This is a genomic window from Acidovorax sp. GW821-FHT10A04 (assembly GCF_059415825.1).
This window is the reverse complement of sequence record NZ_JBWKNZ010000004.1, coordinates 119,588-145,006: the sequence shown is the minus strand read 5'-3', so window position 1 is coordinate 145,006 and position 25,419 is coordinate 119,588. Positions and strand designations below refer to the sequence as shown.

At 67.6% G+C, this 25,419-nt stretch carries 23 protein-coding genes; 19 read left to right on the top strand and 4 right to left on the bottom strand.

Translation table 11 applies throughout. The annotated features are described in order from the left end of the window. Nucleotides 1-24 precede the first annotated feature (24 nt). From AC07PF_RS10855 to map, 17 genes are all read left to right on the top strand, one after another. A complete protein-coding gene (locus AC07PF_RS10855) occupies nt 25-1,704 on the top strand; it encodes a hydantoinase B/oxoprolinase family protein (protein WP_494611833.1) in 1,680 nt (559 codons plus the stop codon). After that, nucleotides 1,701-3,743, top strand: a complete 2,043-nt coding sequence (locus AC07PF_RS10850; protein ID WP_494611832.1) for a hydantoinase/oxoprolinase family protein — start codon at nt 1,701-1,703, stop codon at nt 3,741-3,743. Before AC07PF_RS10855 ends, AC07PF_RS10850 begins: the two co-directional genes overlap by 4 nt. Continuing rightward, a complete protein-coding gene (locus AC07PF_RS10845) occupies nt 3,740-4,369 on the top strand; it encodes a cysteine hydrolase family protein (protein WP_145696627.1) in 630 nt (209 codons plus the stop codon). The genes AC07PF_RS10850 and AC07PF_RS10845 overlap by 4 nt, the downstream gene beginning before the upstream one ends. Next, complete coding sequence (locus AC07PF_RS10840) at nt 4,366-5,772, top strand: FAD-dependent oxidoreductase (RefSeq protein ID WP_494611831.1); 1,407 nt, start codon at nt 4,366-4,368, stop codon at nt 5,770-5,772. The genes AC07PF_RS10845 and AC07PF_RS10840 overlap by 4 nt, the downstream gene beginning before the upstream one ends. After that, a complete protein-coding gene (locus tag AC07PF_RS10835) occupies nt 5,769-6,632 on the top strand; it encodes an isocitrate lyase/PEP mutase family protein (protein ID WP_007850198.1) in 864 nt (287 codons plus the stop codon). The genes AC07PF_RS10840 and AC07PF_RS10835 overlap by 4 nt, the downstream gene beginning before the upstream one ends. 208 nt (nt 6,633-6,840) lie before the next feature. Beyond that, nucleotides 6,841-8,340: an MBOAT family O-acyltransferase gene (locus tag AC07PF_RS10830; RefSeq protein ID WP_494611830.1), complete on the top strand. Its 1,500-nt coding sequence runs from the start codon at nt 6,841-6,843 to the stop codon at nt 8,338-8,340. 11 nt (nt 8,341-8,351) lie between these two features. Continuing rightward, nucleotides 8,352-9,491, top strand: coding sequence for an alginate O-acetyltransferase AlgX-related protein (locus AC07PF_RS10825; RefSeq protein WP_494611829.1), 1,140 nt, complete (start codon nt 8,352-8,354; stop codon nt 9,489-9,491). A 135-nt stretch (nt 9,492-9,626) separates the two neighbouring features. Continuing rightward, on the top strand, nt 9,627-10,172 hold the full coding sequence (msrA, locus tag AC07PF_RS10820) for a peptide-methionine (S)-S-oxide reductase MsrA (RefSeq protein ID WP_007850203.1): 546 nt from the start codon (nt 9,627-9,629) through the stop codon (nt 10,170-10,172). 240 nt (nt 10,173-10,412) lie between these two features. Further along, complete coding sequence (locus AC07PF_RS10815) at nt 10,413-10,838, top strand: transcriptional repressor (protein ID WP_007850204.1); 426 nt, start codon at nt 10,413-10,415, stop codon at nt 10,836-10,838. After that, on the top strand, nt 10,835-11,497 hold the full coding sequence (locus tag AC07PF_RS10810; RefSeq protein ID WP_494608877.1) for an ATP-binding cassette domain-containing protein: 663 nt from the start codon (nt 10,835-10,837) through the stop codon (nt 11,495-11,497). The genes AC07PF_RS10815 and AC07PF_RS10810 overlap by 4 nt, the downstream gene beginning before the upstream one ends. A gap of 14 nt (nt 11,498-11,511) precedes the next feature. Continuing rightward, the gene (locus AC07PF_RS10805; protein ID WP_494608876.1) at nt 11,512-12,738 is read left to right on the top strand and encodes an ABC transporter permease; all 1,227 of its coding nucleotides are present in this window, start codon (nt 11,512-11,514) and stop codon (nt 12,736-12,738) included. Nucleotides 12,739-12,770: 32 nt separating this feature from the next. Then, complete coding sequence (locus AC07PF_RS10800) at nt 12,771-13,025, top strand: hypothetical protein (RefSeq protein WP_145696632.1); 255 nt, start codon at nt 12,771-12,773, stop codon at nt 13,023-13,025. 65 nt (nt 13,026-13,090) lie between these two features. Beyond that, entirely contained in the window at nt 13,091-13,681 is a 591-nt protein-coding gene (locus AC07PF_RS10795; protein WP_494608875.1) for a DUF3299 domain-containing protein, read from the top strand. A gap of 16 nt (nt 13,682-13,697) precedes the next feature. Next, nucleotides 13,698-14,168, top strand: coding sequence for a hypothetical protein (locus AC07PF_RS10790; RefSeq protein WP_494611828.1), 471 nt, complete (start codon nt 13,698-13,700; stop codon nt 14,166-14,168). 227 nt (nt 14,169-14,395) lie between these two features. Beyond that, entirely contained in the window at nt 14,396-16,504 is a 2,109-nt protein-coding gene (locus AC07PF_RS10785) for a TonB-dependent receptor domain-containing protein (protein ID WP_494611827.1), read from the top strand. A 76-nt stretch (nt 16,505-16,580) separates the two neighbouring features. Continuing rightward, nucleotides 16,581-16,859 carry a ParD-like family protein gene (locus tag AC07PF_RS10780; protein WP_108016424.1) on the top strand — a complete coding sequence of 93 codons (279 nt, stop codon included), beginning with the start codon at nt 16,581-16,583 and terminating at the stop codon, nt 16,857-16,859. Next, nucleotides 16,859-17,662 carry a type I methionyl aminopeptidase gene (gene map / locus AC07PF_RS10775; protein ID WP_035203238.1) on the top strand — a complete coding sequence of 268 codons (804 nt, stop codon included), beginning with the start codon at nt 16,859-16,861 and terminating at the stop codon, nt 17,660-17,662. The genes AC07PF_RS10780 and map overlap by 1 nt, the downstream gene beginning before the upstream one ends. Nucleotides 17,663-17,691: 29 nt before the next feature. On the opposite strand, the gene AC07PF_RS10770 is transcribed toward map, so the two are convergent. Genes AC07PF_RS10770 through AC07PF_RS10760 form a run of 3 tightly spaced genes read right to left on the bottom strand, consistent with a single transcriptional unit; the run spans nt 17,692 to nt 22,076 of the window. Further along, complete coding sequence (locus AC07PF_RS10770; protein ID WP_494611826.1) at nt 17,692-19,584, bottom strand: putative bifunctional diguanylate cyclase/phosphodiesterase; 1,893 nt, start codon at nt 19,582-19,584, stop codon at nt 17,692-17,694. Then, nucleotides 19,581-20,123, bottom strand: a complete 543-nt coding sequence (locus AC07PF_RS10765; RefSeq protein WP_494611825.1) for a YfiR family protein — start codon at nt 20,121-20,123, stop codon at nt 19,581-19,583. Before AC07PF_RS10765 ends, AC07PF_RS10770 begins: the two co-directional genes overlap by 4 nt. A gap of 3 nt (nt 20,124-20,126) precedes the next feature. After that, nucleotides 20,127-22,076 carry a TonB-dependent receptor domain-containing protein gene (locus AC07PF_RS10760; RefSeq protein ID WP_145696635.1) on the bottom strand — a complete coding sequence of 650 codons (1,950 nt, stop codon included), beginning with the start codon at nt 22,074-22,076 and terminating at the stop codon, nt 20,127-20,129. 254 nt (nt 22,077-22,330) lie between these two features. Between AC07PF_RS10760 and AC07PF_RS10755 the strand changes: the two genes are divergently transcribed. Together AC07PF_RS10755 and AC07PF_RS10750 are read left to right on the top strand one after the other, a co-directional pair. Then, nucleotides 22,331-23,629 carry an aspartate carbamoyltransferase gene (locus AC07PF_RS10755; protein ID WP_494608868.1) on the top strand — a complete coding sequence of 433 codons (1,299 nt, stop codon included), beginning with the start codon at nt 22,331-22,333 and terminating at the stop codon, nt 23,627-23,629. An 83-nt stretch (nt 23,630-23,712) separates the two neighbouring features. Further along, the gene (locus AC07PF_RS10750) at nt 23,713-24,666 is read left to right on the top strand and encodes an AEC family transporter (protein WP_494611824.1); all 954 of its coding nucleotides are present in this window, start codon (nt 23,713-23,715) and stop codon (nt 24,664-24,666) included. Here the strand turns inward: AC07PF_RS10750 and pdxH are convergent. Then, the gene (gene pdxH, locus AC07PF_RS10745; RefSeq protein ID WP_494612022.1) at nt 24,663-25,307 is read right to left on the bottom strand and encodes a pyridoxamine 5'-phosphate oxidase; all 645 of its coding nucleotides are present in this window, start codon (nt 25,305-25,307) and stop codon (nt 24,663-24,665) included. The two genes, AC07PF_RS10750 and pdxH, sit on opposite strands and share 4 nt — an antisense overlap. Between the last annotated feature and the right edge of the window lie 112 nt (nt 25,308-25,419).

The following is a 25,419-nucleotide window of genomic DNA, read 5'->3' as shown; positions in this document are numbered from 1 at the left end:
CAGACAGCAAGCACTACCAGCAGCATGGACCCCGTCACCCTCGCGGTGCTGCGCGGGCGGCTCGAGCAGATCGCCGACGAGATGGACGCCACGCTCTACCGCAGCGCGTTCAACCCCATCATCGCCGAGGCGCACGACGCCTGCCACGGCCTGTACGACGCGGCCAGCGGCGACACCCTGGTGCAGGGCAAGTCGGGCCTGCCGGTGTTCGTGGGGGCCATGGCCTTCGCCGTGCGCGCGGCCATGCGCATCGCAGCAGGGCGCGGCGGCATGGCACAGGGCGATACCTGGCTGTTCAACGACCCCTACGAGGGCGGCACGCACGCCAACGACTTCAAGCTGGTGCGGCCGTTCTTTCGCGATGGCCGGTTGTACTGCTTCCTGGCCTCGGCCGCGCACTGGCACGACGTGGGCGGCAACGTGCCCGGCAACTACAACCCCGCCGCCACCGAGTGCTGGCAGGAGGCGGTGCAGATACCCCCGGTGCGCATCGTGCGCGGCGGCACGCTCGACGAAGACGTGCTGGCCATCCTCAAGGCCAATACCCGTTTGCCCGACAGCCTGTGGGGCGACCTCAACGGCCAGCTCTCGGCCCTGGACCTGGGCGAGCGCCGCCTGCATGACCTGCTCGACCAGTACGGCGACGGCGTGGTGCTGCAGGCCATGGGCGAACTGCGCACGCGCGCCGTCAGGCTCATGCGCTCGCACATCGCGGCGCTGCCCGATGGGCGCTACAGCTTCAGCGACATGCTGGACAACGACGGCGTGAAGGACGAGGCGCTGACCATCGCCCTGGACATGGCGGTGCAGGGCGACCGGCTCACGCTCGACTTCTCGCGCACCTCGCCCCAGTGCGCCGGGCCGGTGAACATCTCGCGCGCCACGGCCATCGCGGCCTGCTATGTGGCGCTCAAGCACCTGTTTCCCGACGTGCCGGCCAATGCCGGCGTGCTCGACGCGGTGGACTTCGTGCTGCCCGACGGCCTGGTGATCAGCGCCGCACGGCCGCGCCCCGTGGGCGGCTACACCGAGACCATTTTGCGCATGATCGACGTGATCTTCAGCGCCACGGCCCTGGCCGCGCCCGAGCGCGCCATGGCCCAGGCCTACGGCACCATCAATGCGCTCTCGATCGCCGGGCACCGCACCGATGCGGCACGCAAGGGCCAGCGCTGGGTGATGTTCAGCTTCTTCGGCGGCGGCCATGGCGGCCATTCGGATGGCGACGGCATGAGCCACGGCAATGCGCCCATCTCCACGGCGACCATCCCGCCGCTGGAGATCCTGGAGGCGGCCTACCCCGTGCGCTTCACGCAATGGGCACTGCGCCCGGGCTCGGGCGGCGATGGCCAGCACCGCGGCGGCCTGGGCGCCATCTACGAGATCGAGCTGCTGGAGCAGGACGCCGAGGTCTTCATCTTCGGCGAGCGCGGCAAGGCCGCGCCCCAGGGCATCGCCGGGGGCGGGGAGGGCGCCCTGAACGTCTTCAGCTACCAGAACGCGGGCGAGTGGAAGACGCCGCCCATGCGCTCCAAGATGATCGGCATCCAGCTGAAAAAGGGCGAGCGTGTGCGGCTGGAGACCCCGGGAGGCGGCGGCTACGGTACCCCGGCGGCGCGGGCGGTGGCGGCGCGCCAGCGCGACGAGGCGATGGGTTATGTAGTGGCGGACGACAGCGCAGCAGCAATGAAAGGCGCAGCATGAGCGGCAAGGCTTCCTTTGTGGTGGGGGTGGACGTGGGTGGCACCTTCACCGATCTGTTCGTGCTCGACGAGGCCGACGGCAGCGCCCGCATCGTCAAGGTGCCCTCGACCCGGGGCGAAGAGGCGCGCGGCTTCATGAACGGCGTGGCGCGGGTGGCGGATTCGGCCGCGGCCATCGCCACCATCGTGCATGGCACCACTGTGGGCACCAATGCGCTGCTGGAGCGCAAGGTGGCGCGCACCGGCATCATCACCACGCGCGGATTTCGCGACGTTCTGGAGATGCGCCGGCGCGACCGCCCCCAGACCTGGGGCCTGCGCGGCAGCTTCGAGCCCATCGTGCCGCGCCACCTGCGCCTGGAGGTGGACGAGCGCGTGCTGGCCGACGGCACGCTGCACACTCCGGTGGACCTGGCCCAGGTGAAGGCCCAGGCGCAGGCCTTGCTGGAGGCGGGCTGCGAGGCCGTCTGCGTGTTCTTCATCAACACCTACGCCAACCCGGCCAACGAGCAGGCGGCCGTGACCGCCGTGCGCGCCCTCTGGCCCAACGCCCATGTGACGGCGGCCAGCGAGGTGCTGCCCGAGATCCGCGAGTTCGAGCGCTGCTCCACCGCCACGCTCAATGCGGCCCTGCAGCCCGTGGTGGGGAGCTACCTGGAGCGGCTGGAGGGCGACCTGCGCGGCCAGGGCTTCGCAGGCGAACTGCTCATCGTGCAGAGCAACGGCGGCGTGATGTCGCGCCAGACGGCCTGCGACGTGCCGGTGCGCACGGCGCTGTCGGGCCCGGCGGCGGGCGTCATCGCCTGCGCGGCCATCGCGCGGGCGGCGGGCTTTCCCGATGCGATCACGGGCGACATGGGGGGCACCTCGTTCGACGTGTCCCTGGTCGCGGGCGGCGAGGCGGCCCTGGCCGCGCAGACCGCCATCGAGTTCGGCATGGTGGTGCGCTCGCCCATGATCCAGATCGAGACCATCGGCGCGGGCGGTGGCTCCATCGCCTCGGTGGACGCCAGCGGCATGCTGCAGGTGGGGCCCGAGTCGGCCGGCAGCGTGCCCGGCCCCGCCTGCTACGGGCGCGGCAACACCCGGCCCACGGTGACCGACGCCAATGTGCTGCTGGGGCGCATTGCGGCCGACCGGCCGCTGGGCGGCGGCCTGCTGGCCGCCATGGATGCGGCCAGGTCGCGCGATGCCATCGAGACCCACGTGGCCCTTCCGCTGGGTCTGGATGCCATGGCCGCAGCCGAGGCCATCCTCACCGTCGCCAATGCCAAGATGGCCGGCGCCGTGCGCGTGGTCTCCATCGAGCGTGGGCACGACCCGCGCCAGTTCGCCTACATGCCCTTTGGCGGTGGCGGCGCGCTGCACGTGTGCGCCATGATGCGCGAGGTGGGCGTGGGCACGGGCATCGTGCCGCGCTACCCGGGCGTCACCTCGGCCCTGGGCTGCGTGATGGCGGACATGCGCCACGATGCGGTGCAGACCCTGAACAAGCCCCTGGCCGAGCTCGACGTGGCCGACCTGCGCCAGCGTGTGCAGGCCCTGTCCGAAGCCTGCCAGCAGCGCCTGGATTCGGCCGGCGTGCAGTTCGTGCAGGTGCAGCAGATCATTGCGCTGGACATGCTCTATGCCGGGCAGACGCACACCGTGCAGGTCCCTGTTGCCGCCGATGCGCTCGACCGCGAAGGTATCCAGGCCGCGTTCGAGGCCGCCTACCGCGCCGCCTTCGGCCGGGTGCTGGCCGGCATTGCGGTGCGGGTGATGAACCTGCGCTACGCCCGTGTGGGCGTGCGCCCCAAGTTCGACCTCACTGTGCTGGCGCCGCAGTCGACCACGCTCCAGCCCTCCCTGGGTGTGCAGCGCGTGTTCCATGCCGGCCAGTGGTGGGATGCGGCACGCCACGCGCGGCTGGACCTGCCCGTGGGCACGCGCATCGACGGCCCGGCCATCCTGGAGCAGCCCGACACCACGGTGTGGCTGGAGCCGGGCTTTTACGCCACGGTGGACACGCTGGGCAATCTGCTGGTGCGTACCGCATGACCGCCGCCGCAGCCCCCCTGCACACCCGGCGCGTGGCGCTGGTCGTGATCGACCTGCAGAACGACTTTCTCGCGCCCGACGGTGCCTATGCACGCGGCGGCGCGGTAAGCCCGGCCGCTCTGGCGCTGCCGCCACGGGTGGCCGAGGTGGCCAAGGCGGTCAAGGCGGGAAGTGGGCTGGTGGCGGGCAGCCAGTTCACCCTGTGGTCCGATGCCCAGGGCGAACCCATGGTTTCGCCCCACCTCAAGACCTTGCGGCCTTTCCTGCGGCGCGGCGACTTCGCGCCCGGCAGCCGGGGCCAGGCCCATGTGCCGGAGATCGCCACCTGGGTGGACGTCTCGGTGTGCAAGGTGGCGTACTCGGCCTTCTTCAACACCCAGCTCGACTGGGTGCTGCGCCGCGCGGGCATCGACACCGTGGCGGTGTGCGGCATCGTCACCAACGGCGGCGTGGCGAGTACCGTGCGTGACGCCCATATGCGCGACTACCGCACCCTGGTGCTGTCGGACGGCTGTGCGGCCTTCCGCCAGGAGGTGCACGACACGGCGCTGGCCGACCTGGGCACCGTGGCCCAGGTGCTGACCTGCGCCGACTTCATCGCGGCACTGGCGGCCGGCACGCCATGACGGCCACGCTGCCCACCATCCGCCGGGCCGACCGCATGCCCGCGGCCACGCGGGACAACCATGTGCCCGTGGCCATCGTGGGCGGCGGTGCCTGTGGCCTGACGGCCGCGCTGATGCTGCATGACCTGGGGGTGGACTGCGCGGTGCTGGAGCGCGACGCTACGCCCACGGGCTCCTCGGCCCTGTCCTCGGGCTTCATCCCGGCACCGGCCACGCAGGTGCAGAAGGACCTGGGCATAGCCGACAGCCCCGAGCGCTTCGCCGCTGACATCGGCGCCAAGGCCAAGGGCAGGGCGGCGCCGCAACTGGTGCAGGCTTACGCCCGCGCCATCGGCCCCGCACTCGATGCACTGCAGCAGCGCCATGGCCTGGAGTGGCAGGTGCTCGACGGCTTTCTCTACCCCGGCCACAGCGTGCGCCGCATGCATGCCGTGCCCGAGAAGACCGGGGTGGGCCTGATGGGCCGCCTGGCCAATGCCGCCGCGGCGGCGGACATTCCCCTCGTGACCGATGCCGTCGTGCGCGAGCTGTGGGCCGACGAGACCGGCCTGGTGATCGGCGTCGGCTACGAGCGGCCGGACGGCACGCTGGAGCACCTGTCCTGCGACGCGGCCATCCTGGCCTGCAACGGCTTTGGTGGCAATGCCGCCATGGTGCGCGAGCTGCTGCCCGAGATGCGCGACGCCCTGTTCGCCGGCCATGCCGGCAACGACGGCAGCGCCATTGCCTGGGGCCGTGCGCTGGGTGCGCGCCTGGCCGACCTGGGCGGCTACCAGGGCCATGGCTCCTGGGCCATCCCCCAGGGCGCGCTGATCTCCTGGGCGTTGATGATGGAGGGCGGTATCCAGGTCAATGCCCTGGGCCGGCGCTTCCACGACGAGACGCAGGGCTATTCCGAAGCCTCGGTGCATGTGCTGGCCCAGCCGGGCGGGGTGGCCTGGAACGTCTTCGACGCGCCCATCCTCGCGCTGGCGCGCGGCTTTCCGGATTTCGTGGATGCCGAGGCGGCGGGTGCCGTCAAGCATTGCGGCAGCGTGCAGGCCCTGGCCGCCGTGATCGGCTGCGAGGAAGCGGCACTTTCGGCCACGCTGGCAGGGCAGGGCCCGTACCCGCGCGCGGCGGCGCGGCCCTTGCAGGCACCGTTCTGCGCCGTCAAGGTCACGGGTGCCTTGTTCCATACCCAGGGCGGGCTCGACATCGATGCGCAATGCCGGGTGCTCGACACGGTGGGCCGGCCATTTCCCAACCTGCTGGCGGCCGGCGGTGCGGCGCGCGGCGTTTCGGGCGATGCCGTCTGGGGTTATCTCTCGGGCAACGGCCTCTTGAGCGCCGTGGCCGGCGGCTACCTGGCGGCCCACACCGCCGCCCATCTGCTCCATCCCTCCACGGGCAACACCCCATGAATGGCATTTCCTTGCACCAACGGCTGCAGCAGCCGCAGATCCTCCTGGTCCCCGGCGTCTATGACGCGCTGAGCGCCCTGGTGGCCGAGCAGGCCGGCTTCGAGGCGCTGTACCTCTCGGGGGCCTCCATCGCCTACACCCTGCTGGGCCGCTCCGACGTGGGCCTGACCACCTACACCGAGGTGGAAGACACGCTGGCGCGCATCACCGAGCGCGTGCGCACGCCCGTCATCGTCGATGCCGACACGGGTTTCGGCAACGCACTCAACATGCAGCGCACGGTGCGCGGCTTCGAGCGCGCCGGCGCTGCCATGGTGCAAGTGGAGGACCAGGGCTTTCCCAAGCGCTGCGGCCACCTGGACGGCAAGACTGTGGTGCCTGCCGCCGAGATGTGCGGCAAGCTGCGCGCGGCGCTCGATGCCCGGCGCGACGCCGGCACCCTCATCCTGGCGCGCACGGATGCACTGGCCGTGGAAGGCATCGAGGCTGCGTTCGACCGCGCCGAGCGTTATCTGGAATGCGGCGTGGATGCATTGTTCATCGAGGCCCTACGCACGCCAGAGCAGATGGATGCCGCCTGCCAACGGTTCGCCCACCGCATCCCCCTTCTGGCCAACATGGTCGAGGGCGGCAAGACCCCGGTGCAGAGCGCGCAGGAGCTGGGCCAGCGCGGTTTTCGCATCGCCATCTTTCCGGGCGGTACCGCCCGGGCCGTGGCCCACACCCTGCAGGGCTATTACGCCAGCCTGCATGCGCACCAGACCACTGCGCCGTTCAAGGAGAGGATGCTGGACTTCGACGGCCTGAACGCATTGATCGGGACACCTGAGCTGATGGAGCTGGGGCGCAGGTACGAATAGCCGCTGAGATCGGTCGGTAGACACGGCCTGATGACCCCCCAAAGGGGTGGGGGGCGACCATCGCCGCCCACCTTGCACTTCGCTGCTGAATTCGCCCTGCATAATTGGCGGGTTTGGCAGTTCATCGGGCCAGGTCACCTCCCCGTCTCACCGCGTCGAGCGGCTCACATCTCTAAGCCCCCGGCCTTGCCGGAGATGGCCTGTAAATATGGTTTTCAGTTCGTGGCAGTTCATTCTGGTCTACCTGCCGATCGTGGTGCTCGTCTATTTCTTGATGAATCACCGGCATTGGATCACTGCTGGAAAGGCCTGGCTCGTCATAGCGAGCTTGTTTTTCTACTCGTACTGGAACGTAAAGTACCTGCCGCTGATTCTGGCCTCCATTTTTTTGAACTTCCTGGTTGGCTCACGGCTGGCGAGATCGTATTCTGCGTCCCCCGGCGATACGCGAAAATCGAACCGAGGATTCAGCAGAAAAACCATTCTTGCCGCCGGTATTGCCGCCAATCTGGTGGTGCTGGGGTACTACAAGTACACCGATTTCCTGATTGACAACATAAACACCATTTTCGGTACGGCGCATGCCCTTCCCCACATCGTGCTGCCACTGGGGATCAGCTTTTTCACATTTACGCAAATTGTGTATCTGGTGGATAGCTACCGTGGGGAAACCGCGAAATATGGAATATTGAACTACTCGCTGTTCGTGACGTTTTTCCCGCACCTGATTGCGGGACCGATCGTTCATCACCAGCAAATCATGCCCCAGTTCGCCTCGCGCTGGACTTTGATGCTGAGAAAGTCGAACATTCTCAAGGGGCTGTTCATTTTTGCCATCGGCCTGTTCAAGAAAGTGGTCATTGCAGACAACTTTGCGGGCTGGGCGGACGCCGGGTTCGACGGAGGCCAGGATCTCGGCTTTTTCGCAGCATGGGCCACCAGCCTGGCATACACCTTTCAGCTGTATTTCGACTTCAGCGGGTACTGCGACATGGCCATAGGCGCCTCATTGCTGTTCAATATTTCATTGCCCATCAATTTCAACTCGCCCTATAAATCACTGAGCATCCAGGATTTCTGGCGACGCTGGCACATCACTCTCAGCAGCTTTTTGCGGGACTATCTTTACATTCCGATGGGTGGTAACCGAGGGGCGGAATACCAGACGTACATCAATATTTTCATCACATTCGTGCTGGGTGGCCTTTGGCACGGTGCGACCTGGATGTTTGTGATATGGGGCGCCCTGCATGGGGGGGCACTCGGAGTTCACCGATTGTGGAAGAAGTGGGGGCGCCCGATGCCAACAGCCTTGGCATGGCTTTTGACTTTTGTGTTTGTGAATATCACGTGGGTTTTCTTCCGTGCAAAAACAATGGAAGATGCGGAGCGTGTGTTGCAGGGAATGGTTGATTTTCGCTCGATCCTTGGAGAGTCCATTGCCTCGGCATCCACATCCGACTTTGCGTGGGCTGGCTGGTTTTCCGATGTCTTGCTGCAATACCTTCCTGCAGGGCTGGTTGGGCAATTGCCTGTATACACTGTCATTGTCTTCGCCTTTGCCATCATTCGCCAGAAAAATTCAATGGAGATAGCCAGCGGACCCTTGGGTAATGCCAAGCTTGCTTGCGGTGGACTTCTTTTCTCCATCGCGATTTACGCCATGCTGGCAACCACAAGCTCGGTGTTCCTGTACTTCAATTTCTAATAATAATCACGATGAAACATCGGGCAAGCATTTTCTTGATCGCCCTGTTGGCAAGTCTGCTGATAGTGCCTGCGGTCAATATTTGTCGCGTACGCAACCTTGAAGCGATCAAGTGGGAGAAGTCATTTTTCTACAACATGGATTTCGCATCGAGCTTTGCGGCGAAATGGCTGTACCCATTGGGAGTCAGCATCAATTCCAAGAGCGTCGTCATCGGCCGTGACGGCTGGCTTTTCCTGGGCGATTCATTCCAGGCCACGCTGTCGGCTGCCCGCCACCCGCCTTCGGCGGAAGATGTGCAACTGACGAAACAGATTGGTGTGGCCGTTGCTGCCTGGGACGCCTATTTCGCAAGCAAGGGGGTTCAACTCTTCAGGGTCATGATCGGCCCCAACAAGGGAAGCATCTACCCCGAGCATTTGCCTCGCTGGGCTCAGCCCGTATTGCCCAATGCCACGGATGCCCTGTTTTCTGAAACGGGCAACGTTCTCTACGTGGACCTTCGTGCGCCTTTGCTGGAAGCCAAGGCACATCAGACGGCTGATCTTTACTACAAGCTGGATACCCATTGGAACAATCTTGGCTCAGCGATGGGATTTCGCGCCTTTGCGCAGCAGGTGGGTGCCGCGGTGCCAGAGCTGCGATGGCCACCCAGTGAAGCGTATACATTGACGTCCCGCCAGGAAACCAAGGGCGGGGATCTGGCCAATTTTCTTCGGCTGCCGACACAGCTTTCCGATACCCGATTGACCATTGGCGCGTCCGAGTTTTCTTTGCAATCCACCCGGATCGACTTCGACACCCAGAAAGTCCTGCACACGGGCGGGCACCTGACCACGATACCGCCGATCAAGCCTGTCCTTGTCCACACCAGCAATGCCTTGAACAACAAGAAAGTGCTGTGGCTCAGGGATTCATTTGGGGACTCGATGGCGCTGATGATGGAGGGCACCTTCAGTGACGTACTGCAATTGCATTGGCACGAGGCCATCAAACCCGGCGGGCGCTTGGTTCAACTGGTCGAAAGCTGGAAACCGGACTACGTCTTTTTCACGGTGGTGGAAAGAGATGCGAGAAATGGATGGTTCACCGCCCCTCCACCTGTGGGGGCGTTGAATCAGGCTGTCTCGAAAGACGCCCAATCCCGGTGAAGCCAACGCGCCCTGGCCATCCCGAATAGGCGAGGGCGGCGGCCAAGCCCCACCCGTCGCAATGGCCCCGCCCGCACTGCGGCACCCCAGGCCGCGTACCATGCCATGGAAATACGTCATTGCATGGAGACCGACATGGCAGAGAACCTGCAAACCATCACCCTGGGCGGCGGCTGCTTCTGGTGCACCGAGGCGGTGTTCGACCGGGTGCGCGGCATCACCGACGTGGAAAGCGGCTACACCAACGGCCAGACCATCCGGCCTACCTACGAACAGATCTGCGGGGGCGATACCGGCCACGCCGAGGTGGTGCGCCTGACCTTCGATGCCGAGGAAATCGGCCTCGAAGAAATCCTGGAGATTTTCTTCCACACGCATGACCCGACCACGCTCAACCGCCAGGGCAACGACGTGGGTACCCAGTACCGCAGCGGCATCTACTACGACAACCCGGCCCATGGCGAGCTGGCCAACGCCATGGTGCGCCAGCTGGAGCAGGACAAGCTGTTCGGCGCGCCCATCACCACCGAGGTCAAGCCCCTGGCCAACTACAGCACGGCCGAGGACTACCACCAGGACTACTTCGCCAAGCACCCGGGCCAGGGCTACTGTGCCTTTGTGGTGGGACCCAAGGTGGAGAAGTTCCGCAAGACCTTCCGCAAGTACCTCAAGGAAGACTGATCCAGGGCTGCGGCCCGCAGGCTCCCCATTGCCCTCGCCTTGGTGAAGGCGGGTTTTCTTCGTGCCAGAGGCAAAGGCGCCTGCCGTGGCGGGTCTCTGTTCCGGGGCCCGGCCTGCGCGGGGCATAATGCAATCCGCTTGCGTTACCGGCATCCTGCTGGTGCGATGTCGCCCATGTCCACTGCACGTTCCACCCCTTCTTCCCCCGCCGCAGGCACTTCCTGGGCCCTGCCGCCCGGCATGCGCGCCACCAAGGCCACGCGGGCGCTGGCTGCGCTTTATGAAGCGCGCCCCGATGCTGCGCTGTCCGAGTCCGAGGCGGAGGCAGCCCTGGCCGCGGCGGGTGCGCCGGTCAACAAGGTCACCGTCTACCGCATGCTCGACCGCTTTGCCGCCGCCGGCCTGCTGCACAAGCAGGTCGATGCGGCCCGCGTGACCCGGTTCGCGCTGGCCTCGCAGGACCAGGACTCCACCGTGCCGCGCTTCGAGTGTGGCGACTGCCACCGCCAGTTTCGCCTGGCGCAGGGCTCGGCACGCGTCCAGTCGGCCCTGAAGCAGGTGCTGGCCGCCCTGGCCACCGCCGGGCACGAGAGCCTGGCCGTGGACGTCGCCGTGCGCGGCCGCTGCGCCGGCTGCGCGCACCCGGCCGGGGGCGCCGCCGCATGATCCGTACCCGCGGCCTCTCCTACCGCTACACAGAAGGCAGCGAGCCATTGCGCTTTCCCGACGTGGACCTGCGCCAGGGCGGCACCTTGCTGCTGCGCGGTCGCTCAGGCACTGGCAAGTCGACCTGGCTGGCCCTCATGGCCGGGCTGCGCTCCCCTGCGGGGGGTGACTTGTTCGTGGCCAGCACCCAGCTGGGCACGCAGCGCGGCGCCGAGATCGACGCCTGGCGCGCGCGCAGTGTCGGCTTTCTGCCGCAAAAGCTGCATCTGAGCAGCGCGCTCACGGTGGCCGACAACCTGGCCCTGGTGTACTTTGCGGCCGGGCTGCCGCGTGACGATGCGGCCATCACCCGGGCCCTGGCCCAGGTGGGCGTGGCCGAGCTGGCGGCGCGCCGGCCGCACCAGCTCTCGGGCGGGCAGGCGCAGCGCGTGGCGCTGGCGCGCGCGGTGCTGCTCACGCCCCAGATCCTGCTGGCCGACGAACCCACGGCCAGCCTCGACGACGAGGCCGCGGCCGATGCCCTGGCGCTGCTGCAGGCCAGCACTGCCGCCTGCGATGCCAGCCTGGTCGTCGCCACGCACGACCAGCGCGTCGTGCAGGCCCTGGCCTCTGTACCGGGCCTGCAGCAACTCGACCTGAACGCCCTGCGCGCCGACTGACGTCCACCGATCCGATGGCCAAGCTTCTTTCCCTTTCCTGGCGCTACCTGTGGGCGCGCCCGCTGGCCGCCGTGCTCAACCTGCTGGTGCTCACGCTCGGCCTGGCCGCCATCACCCTGGTGCTGCTGGTGGCCACGCAACTCGACCGGGCCTTCGAGCGCGACCTCGATGGCATCGACCTCGTGGTGGGCGCCAAGGGCAGCCCGCTGCAGCTGATCCTGGCCGGCGTGTTCCACATCGACGTGCCCACGGGCAACATCCCGTTGCAGGAAGTGCAGGCCCTGCAGAAGAACCCGCTGGTGGCGCAGGTGATCCCGCTGAGCCTGGGCGACAGCTACCAGGGCTTTCGCATCGTGGGCACCACGCCCGACTACCTGGCGCTCTATGGCGCCACCCTGGATCAGGGCCAGCCCTGGCAGCAGCCCATGGACGCCGTGCTGGGCGCCACGGTGGCGCGCGGCATCGTGGGGGGCGCGCATGCGGGGGCGCCGCTGGTCGGTGCCACCTTCATCGGCAGCCACGGCCTGGGCGGGGGAGGGCATGCGCATGGCGAGCACCCCTACCGCGTGGCCGGCGTGCTGGCCGGCTGCGGCTGCGTGCTCGACCGGCTCATCCTGACCTCGACCGAGTCCGTCTGGATGGTGCACGAGACGGCCACCGCCACGGAGCCCGAAGACCTGGCGGTGCTCAAGGAAGAGCGCGAGGTGACCGTGGCCCTGCTGCGCTACCGCACGCCCATGGCCGCCGTCACGCTGCCGCGCCAGATCAATGCCGACACCTCCATGCAGGCGGCAGCCCCGGCCATCGAGGTCACGCGCCTGCTGCGCCTGCTGGGCGTGGGCGCCGACGTGCTGCGCGCCTTTGGCGGCGTGTTGCTGGCCGTGGCCGCGCTCAGCGTGTTCATCGCGCTGTGGAATGCCGTGCGCGAGCGCCGCACCGACCTGGCCATGCTGCGCATGCTGGGCGCGCCGCCGGGCCGAGTGGCCGGCCTGGTGCTGTGCGAGGCCCTGTGGCTGGCCGCCCTGGCTTCGGCCCTGGGCCTGCTGCTGGGCCATGGCCTGGCCCAGGTGCTGGGCTGGGTGCTGCAGGCGCAAGGGCTGCTGCCCGTGAGCGGCCTGGTGTGGCTGCCGGCCGAGGCCGGCGTACCGCTGATCGCCGGGGCCGTGGCCGTGTTCGCCGCACTGTTGCCTGCCATGCAGGCCTATCGCACGGAAGTCGCAGACCTCTTGAGCCAGCCCTGATTCGATTACCAACTGTCCTTGAAAGGTTCACCATGAAAAAGCTGCTCACCGCCCTGGCCATTGCTCCCTTGCTGCTGGCAGGTTCCATCGCCCAGGCCCAGGGCGCGCATTCCGACCAGGAGACCAAGGCCGACATCCAGCGCCACCGCGCCATGGCCGCCGCGCACGAGGCCGCCGCCAAGTGCCTGGAATCGGGCAAGGGCCATGACCAGTGCCAGAAGGAACTCCAGGTGGCCTGCAAGGGTCTGGGCATTGGTAAATTCTGCGGCATGCGCCACGTGCACTGATCCATTGCACGCGACGCCTGCGCATCTGTAAGAAAATACGTCAGCCCTGCCACCAAGGACTTTCCATGCAACGCCACCACTCCTCGCCCCGTTCCTTGTCAGCCCGCTCTGCCATGCTGGTGCTGGCCTGCGCCCTGGCGGGGGTGGGCAGCGCCCATGCCGAGAGCAAGCCTGCGGCGACGGCCGGCGCGCCCTTCAACGCGCCGGTGCTCAGCTCGCCCATGCCGGGAACGGCACCGACGGGCTCGGGCGCGGGCTACCACAGCCCCAACAGCCCGATTGCGCCGCTGCCGCAGCGCAATGACGTGGTGCCATGGTCGGTGCTCAGCGACCTGACCAAGAAGACCACCAAGGACGGCATCCTGCCCGTGTTCAACGCCCAACAGCAGGGCATGGACAAGACGGTGCAGCGCATCCAGGGCTTCATGATGCCGCTCGATGCCAAGGCCACGCAGACGCATTTTCTGCTCACCTCCGTACCGCTGACTTGCTCGTTCTGCATTCCGGGCGGGCCCGAGAGCATGGTCGAGGTCAAGGCCAAGACGCCCGTGCGCTATTCGCTCGAACCCGTGGTGGTCGAGGGCCGGTTCACCGTGCTGCAGAACGACCCCTACGGCCTGTACTACCGCGTGGTCGAGGCCGTGCCGGTGAAGTAAGCCCACCATCCTTGCCGTGAACCGCTCGCGCACTCCGTTGATGGCCCTGCAGGCCGTCTCTATCCGCCTGGGGCCTCCGGCCTCAGGGACGGGTGCGCGTGCATGGGCGGCCCGGCTGGCCCTGGTCTGGCTGGTGCTGGCGCTGGCCTGGGTGCCCACGGCGGGTCGCCTGCACCAGATCGCCCATGCCCAGCCGCTGGCGCAGATCCATGCGGGCCATGGTGCGCTGGTTGCGCTGGCGCCGGCAGAGCACGCTGCCGCCCATGGCATGGCGGGTGATGCCGGCGGTTTCCTGTCCAGCCACAGCCTGGTGGACTGCCTTTTGCTCGACCAGCTTGCGCTGGGCGATGCCCTGCACAGCGCCGCCCTGGTGCTGCAGCCCCATTCGCCGGCCGCTGCGCCGGTGGCCACGCATGCCGACGGCGTGCAGGCGCGCCATGCCGCGCTGTTCCAGGCGCGTGGTCCGCCGCCCGTGCTGCGCGCCTGACGGCAGCGTTCCCCTGTGTGGACTGCCTGGTCCGCAGGGCAGGGGCCTGGCCCCGTCGCGCACGCTGTCCTTGTTTCCCTGAATCCATTGCGGTAGACGCCTGCGCGCCAGGCGGCTGGCTGCATACCCGTTTTCTTTCTTTCCTTTGATTCATGCCCCGCGGCATGAAGGCGTGCGCCCGTGACTAGCTGCTGCCTTGCTGCGCGCACGCTTTTGCACTGAACACCATGACGACACCTCAGCTCCACTCCACCTCCCGCCGTCCCGCGCTCCATCCCATCGCTCTGGCCGCCATGCTGGCGCTCTCGGCGGGCAGCAGCCTGGCCCAGACGGTCGCCCCTGCCGCACCCGATGCCGCGACCAATGCCCCCAGCCTGCCCTCGGTCACTGTGTCGGCCAGCGGCCTGCAACTGGGCGCCAGCGAAATGACCACGCCCGTGAGCGTGCTCGAGGGCGACGAGCTCGTGCGCCGCCGCGAGGCAACGCTGGGCGAGACGCTCAATAGCGAACCCGGCATCACCAGCAGCCACTTCGGTGCGGGCGCGAGCCGCCCCATCATCCGCGGCATGGATGGCCCGCGCGTCAAGGTGCTGTCCGACGGCGCCGAGCTGCACGATGCCTCCACCATCAGCCCCGACCATGCCGTGGTGTCCGAGCCGCTGCTGGCCACGCAGATCGAGGTGCTGCGCGGTCCGTCCGCCCTGGTGCATGGCAACGGCGCCGTGGGCGGCGTGGTCAACGTGCTCGATGGCAAGATTCCCACCGCCATTCCACAAAAGGGTTACGAAGGCAGCGCCGAGCTGCGTGCCAACACCGGCGCGCGCGAAGGGGCAGGGGCCATCTCGCTGACGGGCGGCGCCGGCAACCTGGCCGTGCATGTGGAAGGCGTGTCGCGCGACGCCAGTGACTACCGCGTGGGCAAGGGCTGGGCACCCAATGGCGAGCCGGCGCGCAAGGTGCTGGGCAGCTTCAACCGCACCGACACGGGCAGCGTGGGCCTGTCCTGGGTGGGCGAGCGCGGTTACCTGGGCGCCGCCTACACGCGCCAGACGGCGCGCTACGGCCTGCCGGGCCACAACCACAGCTTCGAGGGCTGCCACACCCATGGCAACCACCTGCACTGCGCAGAACACGGCGAAGAGGACGGTCACGACCATGACCGCGGCGCCGAGGCTGGCGACGTGCCGGTGGTGGACCTGCGCAGCGAGCGCTTCGATGTGCGCGGCGAGCTGCGCAACCCGTTCGCCGGCTTCTCGGCCCTGCGCCTGCGTGCCGGCGTGACCGATTACAAGCACGACGAGGTGGAGGACGGCGCCATCAGCACCACCTTCAAGAACAAGGCCTACGACACCCGCCTCGAGCTGCAGCACGAACCGATCGCCGGCTTCAAGGGCGTGTTCGGACTGCAGACTTCGCAGCGCAAGTTCAGCGCCGAGGGCGAGGAGGCCTATGTGCAGCCCACGGTGACGCGCAAGACCGGCCTGTTCCTGCTGGAGGAATACCGCCTGGGCGACTGGCGCTTCGAAGGCGCGCTGCGCCATGACCGCCAGACGGCCGAGGCGCAGGATTCGGGCATCGAGCGCAGCCACAACGGCACCTCGGCATCGCTGGGTGCGGTGTGGCAGTTCACGCCCGGCTACTCGCTGGGCGCCTCGCTTACGCGCGCCAGCCGCGCGCCCTCGGCCGAGGAGCTGTACGCCAACGGCCTGCACATGGCCACCAGCACCTACGAGCGCGGCAATGCCGACCTGCGTTCCGAAACCTCGCAGAACATCGACCTGAGCCTGCGCAAGACCAGCGGCGACACCACCTTCAGCGCCAGCGTGTTCCGCAACCGCGTGAACAACTACATCTACGGCCGCACGCTCGACGCGGTGGACGGCCTGCAACTGCTGCAGTACGCCCAGGCCGACGCCACCTTCACGGGGATCGAAGGCCAGGTGCGCCAGCGCATCACGCGCAACCTGGGCGTCACGCTGTTCGGCGACACCGTGCGCGCCCGCCTGGCCGGCGGCGGTCTGCTGCCGCGCATCCCCGCCACGCGCGCCGGTGTGCGCATGGACGCCAACTGGAACGCCTGGGAAGGCCAGGTCGAATGGGTACAGGTGGCACGCCAGAACCGGGTGGCCGAGTTCGAGTCGGCCACGCCCGGCTACGGCATGCTCAACCTGGGCGTGAGCTACAGCGGCAAGTACAACGGCGAGACGCCCTGGCAGGTCTACCTCAAGGCCAACAACCTGACGGACCGCCTGGCCTACGCCCACACCTCCTTCATCAAGAACGCGGCACCGCTGATGGGCCGCAACCTGACGCTGGGGGTCAAGATCGCGTTCTGACCCCCAGGGCCGGCGGCGGCCGGCCCTGGAGTGCATGGGTTTACACGAAACGTATATGTTTCGTATAATTCAACCCATGGGCATAGTCAAAATTTCCGATCAAATGCACGAGAACCTGCGCATTGCCAGCAATGCGCTGTCTCGTTCCATCAACGCACAGGCCGAGCACTGGATGCGCGTGGGCATGCTCGCCGAGCTGCACCCCGAGCTCAGCCACAGCCAGATCTGCCAATTGCTGATCCGCGCCGAGCAGGCGGGCGGGTTCGACCTGGCCGCGCTGGCGCAGGCGCTGCCGTCGCCTGCCGGTGGCGGCAGCGGCAGCCAATCCAGCCTCCAGGTACGGCGGGTGCAGTGATGGGCGCCCGACACCCCCAGGTGATCATCAAGACGCCCGCCGAGATCGCCCAGTCGCGCATTGCCGCCCAGCTGGCGGCCCGGGTGCTGCAGATGATCGGCCCCTACGTGCAGCCCGGTGTGTCCACCGAAGAACTGGACGACCGCTGCCGCGAATTCATCGTGCACGAGCTGCAGGCCACCCCGGCCAACATCGGCTACCAGGGCTTCACCAAGACGCTGTGCACCTCCGTCAACCATGTCGTCTGCCACGGCGTGCCCGCGGCCGACAAGGTGCTCAAGAAGGGCGACATCATCAACATCGACGTGGCCGTCATCAAGGATGGCTGGTTCGGCGACACCAGCCGCATGTACTACGTGGGCGAGCCCAACCGCCTGGCGCGCCGCCTGGTGGAGACCACCTACGAGGCCATGTGCGCCGGCATCCGCCAGGTGCGCCCCGGCGCCACGCTGGGCGACGTGGGCCATGCCATCCAGAGCGTGGCCGAGCGCGAGCGCTTCAGCGTGGTGCGCGACTACTGCGGCCACGGCATCGGGCAGATCTACCACGAGGACCTGCAGGTGCTGCACTACGGCCAGCGTGGCCAGGGCATCACGCTCGAAGAGGGCATGGTCTTCACCATCGAGCCCATGATCAACGTCGGCAAGCGCGAAACCCGCGAACTGCCCGACGGTTGGACCGTGGTCACGCGCGACCATTCCCTGTCGGCCCAGTGGGAGCACATGGTGGCCGTGACGGCCGATGGTTTCGAGGTGCTGACGGCCTGGCCCGAGGGCACGGGGAGCTACCCGGCGATCGGCTGAAGGCTGGTGCGCCAGGGGGCGGCAGGGACCTATCGCGCCGCCTGCATCGCCTCGAACTGCTCCACCGGCATGGGCCGGGCAAATGCAAAGCCCTGCAACACGTCGCAGCCGGCATCCACCAGGTAGTCGATTTGCGCCGGGGTCTCCACGCCTTCGGCCGTGACGGCCAGGCCCAGGCCGTGCGAGAGGGCGATGATGGCCTTGACGATCATCCGGCTGTGCTCCTGCTCGGGCAGGTCGCGGATGAAGCTGCGGTCGATCTTCAGGCGCTTCATGGGCAGGCGCCGCAGGTAGGCCAGCGAGGAGTAGCCGGTGCCGAAGTCGTCGATGGCCAGGTGTACGCCCAGCTGGCTCAGGCGGTGCAGGGTGCTGGCGCAGGCATCCATGTTCTCCATGAGCACGGTCTCGGTGAGCTCGATCTCCAGCAGGTGGGCCGGCAGACCCTCTTCGCGCAGGATGTCCATCACGCGCTCGAGGAACTGCGGGTCGCCCAGCTGCCGCGCCGAGACGTTGACTGCCACGCGCAAGGGGGAAGACGCCTGGGCCTGCCAGCGGACCGCATCCCGGCACGCGGTGCGCACCACCCAGTAGCCCAGGTGCACGATCAGGCCGCATTCCTCCGCCACCATCACCGCTTCCAGGGGCGGGATGGGGCCCAGCCGGGCGTGTGTCCAGCGCAGCAGCGCCTCGGCACCGATCATCTTGCGGTCGGTGGCCGAGAACACGGGCTGGTAATGCAAGGCCAGGCCTTGCCCGTCCTCCAGTACCTGGCGCAGGGCTTTCTCGATGGCCTGGCGCCGTACGGCAGCGAGGTTCATGGAGGCGTCGAAGCGCTCGCAGCGGTTCTTGCCGAGGTCCTTGGCCCGGTACATCGCCGTATCGGCGCTGCTGATGAGGCTGTCGCGGTCCGGCGCGTCCCCCGGGTAGGTGGCGATGCCCGCGCTGCAGGTCACCATCACCTCCTGGTCCGACTCGACAAAGCCCTTCTCGAACACGGCGACGATGCGGTCCCCATAGTTGCCGAGCGCCGCCTCGTCCATGTCCAGCCGCAGGATCACGGAAAACTCGTCACCCCCCATGCGGCAGATGTCGTCGCCCGCGCGCACCACCGACTGCAGGCGCTGCGCCACCTGGCGCAGCAGGCCGTCGCCGGCGGCATGGCCGAAGGTGTCGTTCAGGGTCTTGAAATTGTCCAGGTCGATGTAGACCAGCGCCAGCTTGCTGCCCAGCGTGGCGGCCCGGGCGATTTCATGCGCCAGCCGTTCGTTGAAGTAATGCCGGTTGCCGACGCCGGTCACGGCATCCTGGTGGGCCAGCACCTGCAGGCGGCGTTCCGCCTCGCCGACCGCCGCGCGGCTGCGCAGGACCAGCGCGGTGGCCAGGGCCATGGTGCCCCCGGCGATCAGCAGCGCGCCGCCGAAGCGGATGACCAGCTGGGTGTAGACCTCGGCCATCGACTTGCGCAGGTAGATGCTGCCCGAGCTCTTGCCCCGGAACTTCACGGGCTTGGCCATCTCCAGCAGCGACAGACCCTGGTATTCGAAATCCCCGTTGCCACCACCTGGCAGTGCGCTGGGCGCCACCTGGTCGCCATCGCGCTGGTACGAGGCGAAGAGGGTGCCCTGAGCATCGTAGATGGCGGCCATCAGCACCATGGGCGAGGCCTTGAGGGCGCCCAGGATCTCTTCCGTCGTATGCGCATCGCGGAACATCACGGCCGTGGAGACGTTGTCGGCAACGATGGAGGCTTCCACCCGGCTGTCGGCGAGCATGGCCTTGCGGCTGCTCCAGTAGTCGAAGGCCGTGAGGGCCAGCACCATGGTCAGCAGGGCCAGCCCGGTGGCCAGCAGCCCGGTCGCCACCACGCGCGATGACAGCTGCTCCGAGTCGGCGGCGGTGGCCGGGCTGTCGGGGCTTCTCATCGGGCCCCCCTGGACAGGCGCAGCAGGCGCGAGCTGACCGACAGGCCCGCCTTGCCGACGGCATCGGCATTGATGTCGAAGACGATGCGGTCGCCCTCGCGGTGCAGGACGATCATGATCTCCGGCGCGGCGGCGGCCGCATCGTCGGTGATGGTCAGCACCGCCGTTCTGCCGGGCACGGCGCGCAATGCGCGCAGGGCGCGGTCGGTGTCTGCGCCGCTGAGGACCAGCACGCGGCAGTCGTTGAGCTCGGTGGCTTCCCAAAGCCGGATGCGGATCGGATTGTCCTTGCGTGCGGGCCGCCCCTCCAGTGCCAGCAGGCTGCGCTTCAGGGGGCTGAAGGGTGATACGCAGATGGTCCAGTCGGCCCCGGCGCGGCCGTCCCCCTGGGGCCACTCGACGAACTGGATGAAGTTGAAGACATAGGCCGCCTTCAGCTCGTTTTCGCCCACCCGCTCCTGCGCACCCACCCCGGTGTCGCACGCGAGTACGCACAACCCCACCAGGAGGGCTTGGTACAGGCGGTGCAGGTACGGCATGGCCTAGAACGCATAGGTGAGCTTGAGGCGCAGGGTCCGGCCGTCCTGCAGGAGCGAGTCGCCGCGGATCTCGAAGGACGCAGGGTCGGCAAACCTCCGGTCAAACAGGTTGTACACCCCGAGGGAGACATCCGTGCCCGCCAGCCGCGTGGTGTAGGTCAGATTGGCCAGCGCGTGGGCCGGCAGGCGCGAAGCCAGGGTGTTGCGCGCGCCGATGGCGATGGCTTCCACCCCGAAACGCCCGCGGGCCCATGGCGCAGCGTCGGCGCTGCCGATGGCGCTGGACCACTGCGCCTTCAGCAGGTGTCGGGGCGAATTGGCCAGGGTCTCCCGCGTCAGGGCATCGCGGGCGCGCTGCCAACTGTAGGCCAGGCGCAGCCGGGCGTCGGGCCCCAGGCGCTGCTCGATCTCGGTTTCCATTCCATACACGCCGACGCTGTTGGCATTGCCGAACATGAACCGGTCGGCCTGCAGTGCCTCGCCGATCGCCAGCAGGTGCGAGACGCGCGACTGGAACACCGTGAGCAGCGCGCGCGAGGCACCCGACGGGGCATGCTCCAGCACCAGTTCCGTGGTGCGGATGCGCTCGGAGCGCAGGCTGGCCGTGCCGACCACGCCGCCGGGGGTTTCCACGCGGTAGTCGCGCTCATAGGCGTTGGGTGGCCGGTACGCCGTGCCGTACAGCAGCTTGAGGGCCGTTGCCGGCCCCACCAGGTACACCAGGCCCAGCCGCGGGTGCAGGCTGCCCTGGCTGTCCGAGTGCTTGCCCCAGCGCAGCCCGGCGTGCAGCACCAGGTCGGGGCGCAGCGCGACCTCGTCCTGCAGGTAGACGCCCATGACGTCACCGCTGCTGCTCTTGTTGAGGTAGTGTGCTTCGGGCGCGAGGTCCAGGTTGCGCTGCGTGATGTCCAGGTCGCGCCGGTAGTCCACGCCCCAGGAGATCTTGTGCCGCTGGAATGCGGTGCTCACCCACTGCAGCTCCGAGCCCACCCAGCGGCCGCTACCGATGTCGCGGTTGGTGGTGACGGGCGGGTAGTCGTAGACATAGTCGCCCACATACCGGTACTGGCCGCCGTGGAGCCTTGCCGTGAAATGAAGGGTGGGGTTCCACTGCCCGGCGTACTCTGCCGCAAGGCGGGTGCTGGAGTCGGCCACGCGGGAGCGCCGGTCGTTGAACACTTGCGAGAAGGCCGCCGTGGGCAAGCCCTTCTGGCGCTCGCCGTGCGACAGGGACAGCGTCACGCCCCCGCGCCGCCACTTGGCGAAGAAGCGGGTGCTGCGATCGTAGTCCAGGCCTTGCGCAATACCCTGGTTCTGGGCGGGTGTATCGAAGGCCGGAAAGTAGAGGTCCTCGCCCCGGGTGGTGGAGCGCGATGCAGACACCAGCCAGTCGCCGCCATGCCCGTCCACCGTGCCCAGCGTAAAGCGCAGCCCGGCGTGGCCGTGGCTGCCCAGTTCGGTGCTGACCTGGGCGCCCTTGAGCTGCCGGCCTTCGCGCGTGATGATGTTGAGCACGCCGAAGAAGGCATTCGCCCCGTAGACGGCCGCACTCGGCCCGGGCACGAACTCCACGCGTTCGATCAGGTCGATGTCGATCGGGAAATCCGTGCCCACCGGCGCCTGGTCGTACAGGTTGTCGTTGAACCGCACCCCATCGACCAGCAGCAGCACCCGGGTGTTGTAGTCCCCCGGCGTGGAAAAGCCGCGCATGCCCAGGTAGTGGTAGGACCGGTCGTAGGAGACATACAGCCCGCGCATGCTGGCCAGGATCTCGGCCAGGTTGCGGTACCCGAAGGTGCGGATGTCTTCCGCGGTCACGACGCTGACCGCAGCCGGGGCCTCGAGCGCGCTTTGCAGGTAGCGGCTCGCGGTGCGGACCTCCATCTGCATCAATTGCTCCAGCGGCAGCTGGGCGACATCGGCCTGGGCCCCGGAAGCCAGGCAGGCAGCCATGCACATCCCGAGGGCAAGCCGACTGCGTCCTGCACATGGTGGGGGTCTTGTCATGGCATCTCTATCGTGGGCTTGTCCAGCCGTCATCGCAAGCTGCGCCCGATGGCTGTAACAAATGCTTTCATCCTACTCTTCTGGCAGCTGCCGGGGCCTGGGTTTACCTTAGTTCAAGATCTGAGTTACATCCCTTCGTGTGCGCAAGAAATATACGCAATGCGTTATATAAAACTGCTCATTGCGTATAATTGCTGGTCATGAACAGCCAGCAAGACTTCCTGCGCGACGCCATGCGCCGCCTCAACCTGACGCGCGATGCGTTTTCCGACCGGCTGGGCGTGCGCCGCCGGGCCCTCGATACCTGGCTGCTGCCGGCCGATTCGGGCGAGTCGCGCAGCATGCCGGAGATGGTGGAGAAGTTCGTCTCCGAGATCCTCCTCACGCACGAAGCGGGAAGCGCCGGCACGCAGCGGGGCAGGGCGCCCACGGCCCAGCCGCTGGCCCATCGCATCGCCGCCGAGGGCCGGCCGCACCTGCTCTCGGTGGCCCAGTTCGACCGCGGCAGCCTGGAGGAACTGTTCCAGGTGGCCGACCTGATGCAGCCCATCGCCCGGCGCCAGAAGGTCTCGCGCGTGCTGGAAGGCGCCGTGCTGGGCAGCCTGTTCTTCGAGGCCAGCACGCGCACCCGGGTGAGCTTTGGCGCGGCGTTCTGCCGCCTGGGCGGCACGGTGTGCGACACGACGGGGTTCACCTTTTCCTCCATGGCCAAGGGCGAGTCGATCTACGACACCAGCCGCGTCATGGCCGGCTATGTGGACGCGCTGGTGGTGCGCCACCCGGAGCAGGGCGCTGTGGCCGAGTTCGCGCGCGCCACCAACATCCCCGTGATCAATGCGGGCGATGGCCCGGGCGAGCACCCGAGCCAGGCCATCCTCGACCTCTACACCATCCAGCGCGAGTTCTCGCGCTTGGGCAAGCTGGTCGATGGCACGCACGTGGCCCTGGTGGGCGACCTCAAGTACGGCCGCACCGTGCACTCGCTGATCCGCCTGCTGGCGCTCTACAAGGGGCTCAAGTTCAGCCTGGTGGCCCCGCCGTCGCTGGAGATGCCCGCCTACCTGCTGGAGCTGGTGGCGCGCAACGGCCATGTGATCGAGCAGACCACCTCGCTGCAGGACGGCCTGCGCGGTGCCGACGTGGTCTATGCCACGCGCATCCAGAAGGAGCGCTTCGTGGGCGAGGCCATCGAGGGTTACACGCCCGAGTTCCAGATCCGCAAGTCGCTGGTGGACGAGCTGTGCAAACCCGACACCATCCTCATGCACCCGCTGCCGCGCGACGGGCGGCCCGGTGCCAACGACCTTTCCACCGACCTCAACCACGACCCGCGCCTGGCCATCTTTCGCCAGACGGACAACGGCATCCCCGTGCGCATGGCCTTGTTCGCAGTGCTCATGGGGGTGGAGAACCAGGTGGCGCGCTCGATGCGCGATGCCGGCTGGCGCTCGCCCTCCCATGTGGGCCCTGACGACGCAGTGTTCGACGGATTGGACTGAGAGGCTGAGAGCCTTTCAGCCTCCGAGGGAAAACCCTTGCGGGTACTACACTCGCTGTCTCCCTCCCCGCGCGCCGCTGCACCGTGAATTCCCCCGTCTTCGCCTCCCTGATCCCCGTCGTCCTGTTCATTGCCATCGGATTTCTGTCGGGGCACCAGGGCTGGATCAGGGCGGGCTCGGTCAAGGATCTCTCTAACCTGGTGTTCATGGTGCTGACGCCAGCGCTGCTGTTCCGAACCATGAGTTCGGTGCACCTGGGGGACGTGGACTTTGCGCCCATCGCCGCGTACTTTGCGGCGGCAGGGCTGGTGTTCGGCGGCACCATGCTGCTGCTGGGCTTCACCAGCCTGACGGCGGCGCGGGCACTGGCCAACATGTTCAGCAACACGGTGATGATCGGCGTGCCGCTGGTGGGCCTGGTGTTCGGCGAGGCCGGGCTGGTCACGCTGTTCACGCTGATCTCGCTGCACGCGCTGATCCTGCTCACCGCGGCCACCGTGGTGTTCGAGCTGGCGGCGGCGCGCGAGCGGGCGGGTACGCCGGGGCATGAACGCCGCTCCATGCTGCGCACCGTGCTCATGGCGGTGCGCAACGGCATCATCCACCCCATCCCCATGCCCATCATCGTGGGCCTGCTGTATGCGCAGACCGGCCTGCCGATCCCGCTGGTGATCGACAAGCCGCTGGAACTGCTGGGCCAGGCCCTGGGCCCGCTGGCGCTGCTGCTGGTGGGCGTGACGCTGGCCTTCACCAAGGTGGGGACCCATCTCCGCGCGGCCATGCGCATCGCGCTGGTCAAGTGCCTGGTCCATCCTGTGGCCATGGCCGCGGTGGGTTGGGCCATGGGCCTGTCGGGCATGCCGCTGGCCGTGATGGTCGTGGCGGCATCGCTGCCGGTGGGGGCCAACGTGTTCCTGTTCTCGCAGCGCTACGAGGTGGCGCAGGACGAGGTGACGGCCAGCGTGGCCGTGTCGACCGCGCTGGCGCTGATCACCATGCCGGTGGTGATCATTTTGGTGACCCGTTTTCTGGTCTAGGGCGCCAGCCGCTCGCGCACCCAGTTGGAGCCGTCGAGCCGGTAGCGCAGCCGGTCGTGCAGGCGGCTCTTGCGACCCTGCCAGAACTCCCACTGCTCGGGCTTCAGGCGGTAGCCGCCCCAGTGTGGCGGGCGGGGAGGGCGCAGCAGGAACTGCGCGCCGTACCTGGCGGCATTGGCCACCAGCACGCTGCGGTCCGCGATCACCTGGCTTTGCGGGCTGGCCCAGGCGCCGATGCGCGAGTCGAGCGGGCGGCTGGCAAAGTAGGCGTCGCTTTCCTCGGCGCTGACCTTTTCCACCACGCCTTCGATGCGCACCACGCGCTCAAGCTCCACCCAATGGAACTGCAGCGCCGCAAACGGGTTGCCCGCGATCTGGCGGCCCTTGCGGCTCTCGTAATTGGTGAACCAGACGATGCCACGCTCGTCATAGCCCTTGATGAGCACGATGCGCGTGCTGGGGCGCAGGTCCCCGCCCACGGTGGCCAGGGTCATGGCATTGGGCTCGGGCACCTGGGCGGAAATGGCTTCCTGGAGCCATTGATCAAACTGCTGCAGGGGCGCAGCATGCGAGGCGTCTTCGTTGAGTTCGGCGCGCTCGTAGCTCTTGCGCAGATCGGCGATGGAGGTGGTCATGGACATGGACATGGACATGGACATGATTGTGCACGCCGCCAAGGCGGGGCTTGGCGCCTTGCGTGCATGGCCTGCCGGGCCCGGTTGTTGCCGAATAAAAATTCGCTTATATTGGCGC

Bases quoted from the DNA above. Each gene is read 5' to 3' on its own strand.
- AC07PF_RS10810 (WP_494608877.1), top strand. From the start codon at position 10,835: ATGATCCGTACCCGCGGCCTCTCCTACCGCTACACAGAAGGCAGCGAG.
- AC07PF_RS10760 (WP_145696635.1), bottom strand. From the start codon at position 22,076: ATGGCTGCCTGCCTGGCTTCCGGGGCCCAGGCCGATGTCGCCCAGCTG.
- AC07PF_RS10855 (WP_494611833.1), top strand. From the start codon at position 25: ATGGACCCCGTCACCCTCGCGGTGCTGCGCGGGCGGCTCGAGCAGATC.
- pdxH (WP_494612022.1), bottom strand. From the start codon at position 25,307: ATGTCCATGACCACCTCCATCGCCGATCTGCGCAAGAGCTACGAGCGC.
- AC07PF_RS10815 (WP_007850204.1), top strand. From the start codon at position 10,413: ATGCGCGCCACCAAGGCCACGCGGGCGCTGGCTGCGCTTTATGAAGCG.
- AC07PF_RS10845 (WP_145696627.1), top strand. From the start codon at position 3,740: ATGACCGCCGCCGCAGCCCCCCTGCACACCCGGCGCGTGGCGCTGGTC.
- AC07PF_RS10800 (WP_145696632.1), top strand. From the start codon at position 12,771: ATGAAAAAGCTGCTCACCGCCCTGGCCATTGCTCCCTTGCTGCTGGCA.
- AC07PF_RS10770 (WP_494611826.1), bottom strand. From the start codon at position 19,584: ATGAGAAGCCCCGACAGCCCGGCCACCGCCGCCGACTCGGAGCAGCTG.
- AC07PF_RS10795 (WP_494608875.1), top strand. From the start codon at position 13,091: ATGCAACGCCACCACTCCTCGCCCCGTTCCTTGTCAGCCCGCTCTGCC.
- msrA (WP_007850203.1), top strand. From the start codon at position 9,627: ATGGCAGAGAACCTGCAAACCATCACCCTGGGCGGCGGCTGCTTCTGG.
- AC07PF_RS10765 (WP_494611825.1), bottom strand. From the start codon at position 20,123: ATGCCGTACCTGCACCGCCTGTACCAAGCCCTCCTGGTGGGGTTGTGC.
- AC07PF_RS10780 (WP_108016424.1), top strand. From the start codon at position 16,581: ATGGGCATAGTCAAAATTTCCGATCAAATGCACGAGAACCTGCGCATT.
- AC07PF_RS10850 (WP_494611832.1), top strand. From the start codon at position 1,701: ATGAGCGGCAAGGCTTCCTTTGTGGTGGGGGTGGACGTGGGTGGCACC.
- map (WP_035203238.1), top strand. From the start codon at position 16,859: ATGGGCGCCCGACACCCCCAGGTGATCATCAAGACGCCCGCCGAGATC.
- AC07PF_RS10840 (WP_494611831.1), top strand. From the start codon at position 4,366: ATGACGGCCACGCTGCCCACCATCCGCCGGGCCGACCGCATGCCCGCG.
- AC07PF_RS10825 (WP_494611829.1), top strand. From the start codon at position 8,352: ATGAAACATCGGGCAAGCATTTTCTTGATCGCCCTGTTGGCAAGTCTG.
- AC07PF_RS10835 (WP_007850198.1), top strand. From the start codon at position 5,769: ATGAATGGCATTTCCTTGCACCAACGGCTGCAGCAGCCGCAGATCCTC.
- AC07PF_RS10830 (WP_494611830.1), top strand. From the start codon at position 6,841: ATGGTTTTCAGTTCGTGGCAGTTCATTCTGGTCTACCTGCCGATCGTG.
- AC07PF_RS10805 (WP_494608876.1), top strand. From the start codon at position 11,512: ATGGCCAAGCTTCTTTCCCTTTCCTGGCGCTACCTGTGGGCGCGCCCG.
- AC07PF_RS10755 (WP_494608868.1), top strand. From the start codon at position 22,331: ATGAACAGCCAGCAAGACTTCCTGCGCGACGCCATGCGCCGCCTCAAC.
- AC07PF_RS10785 (WP_494611827.1), top strand. From the start codon at position 14,396: ATGACGACACCTCAGCTCCACTCCACCTCCCGCCGTCCCGCGCTCCAT.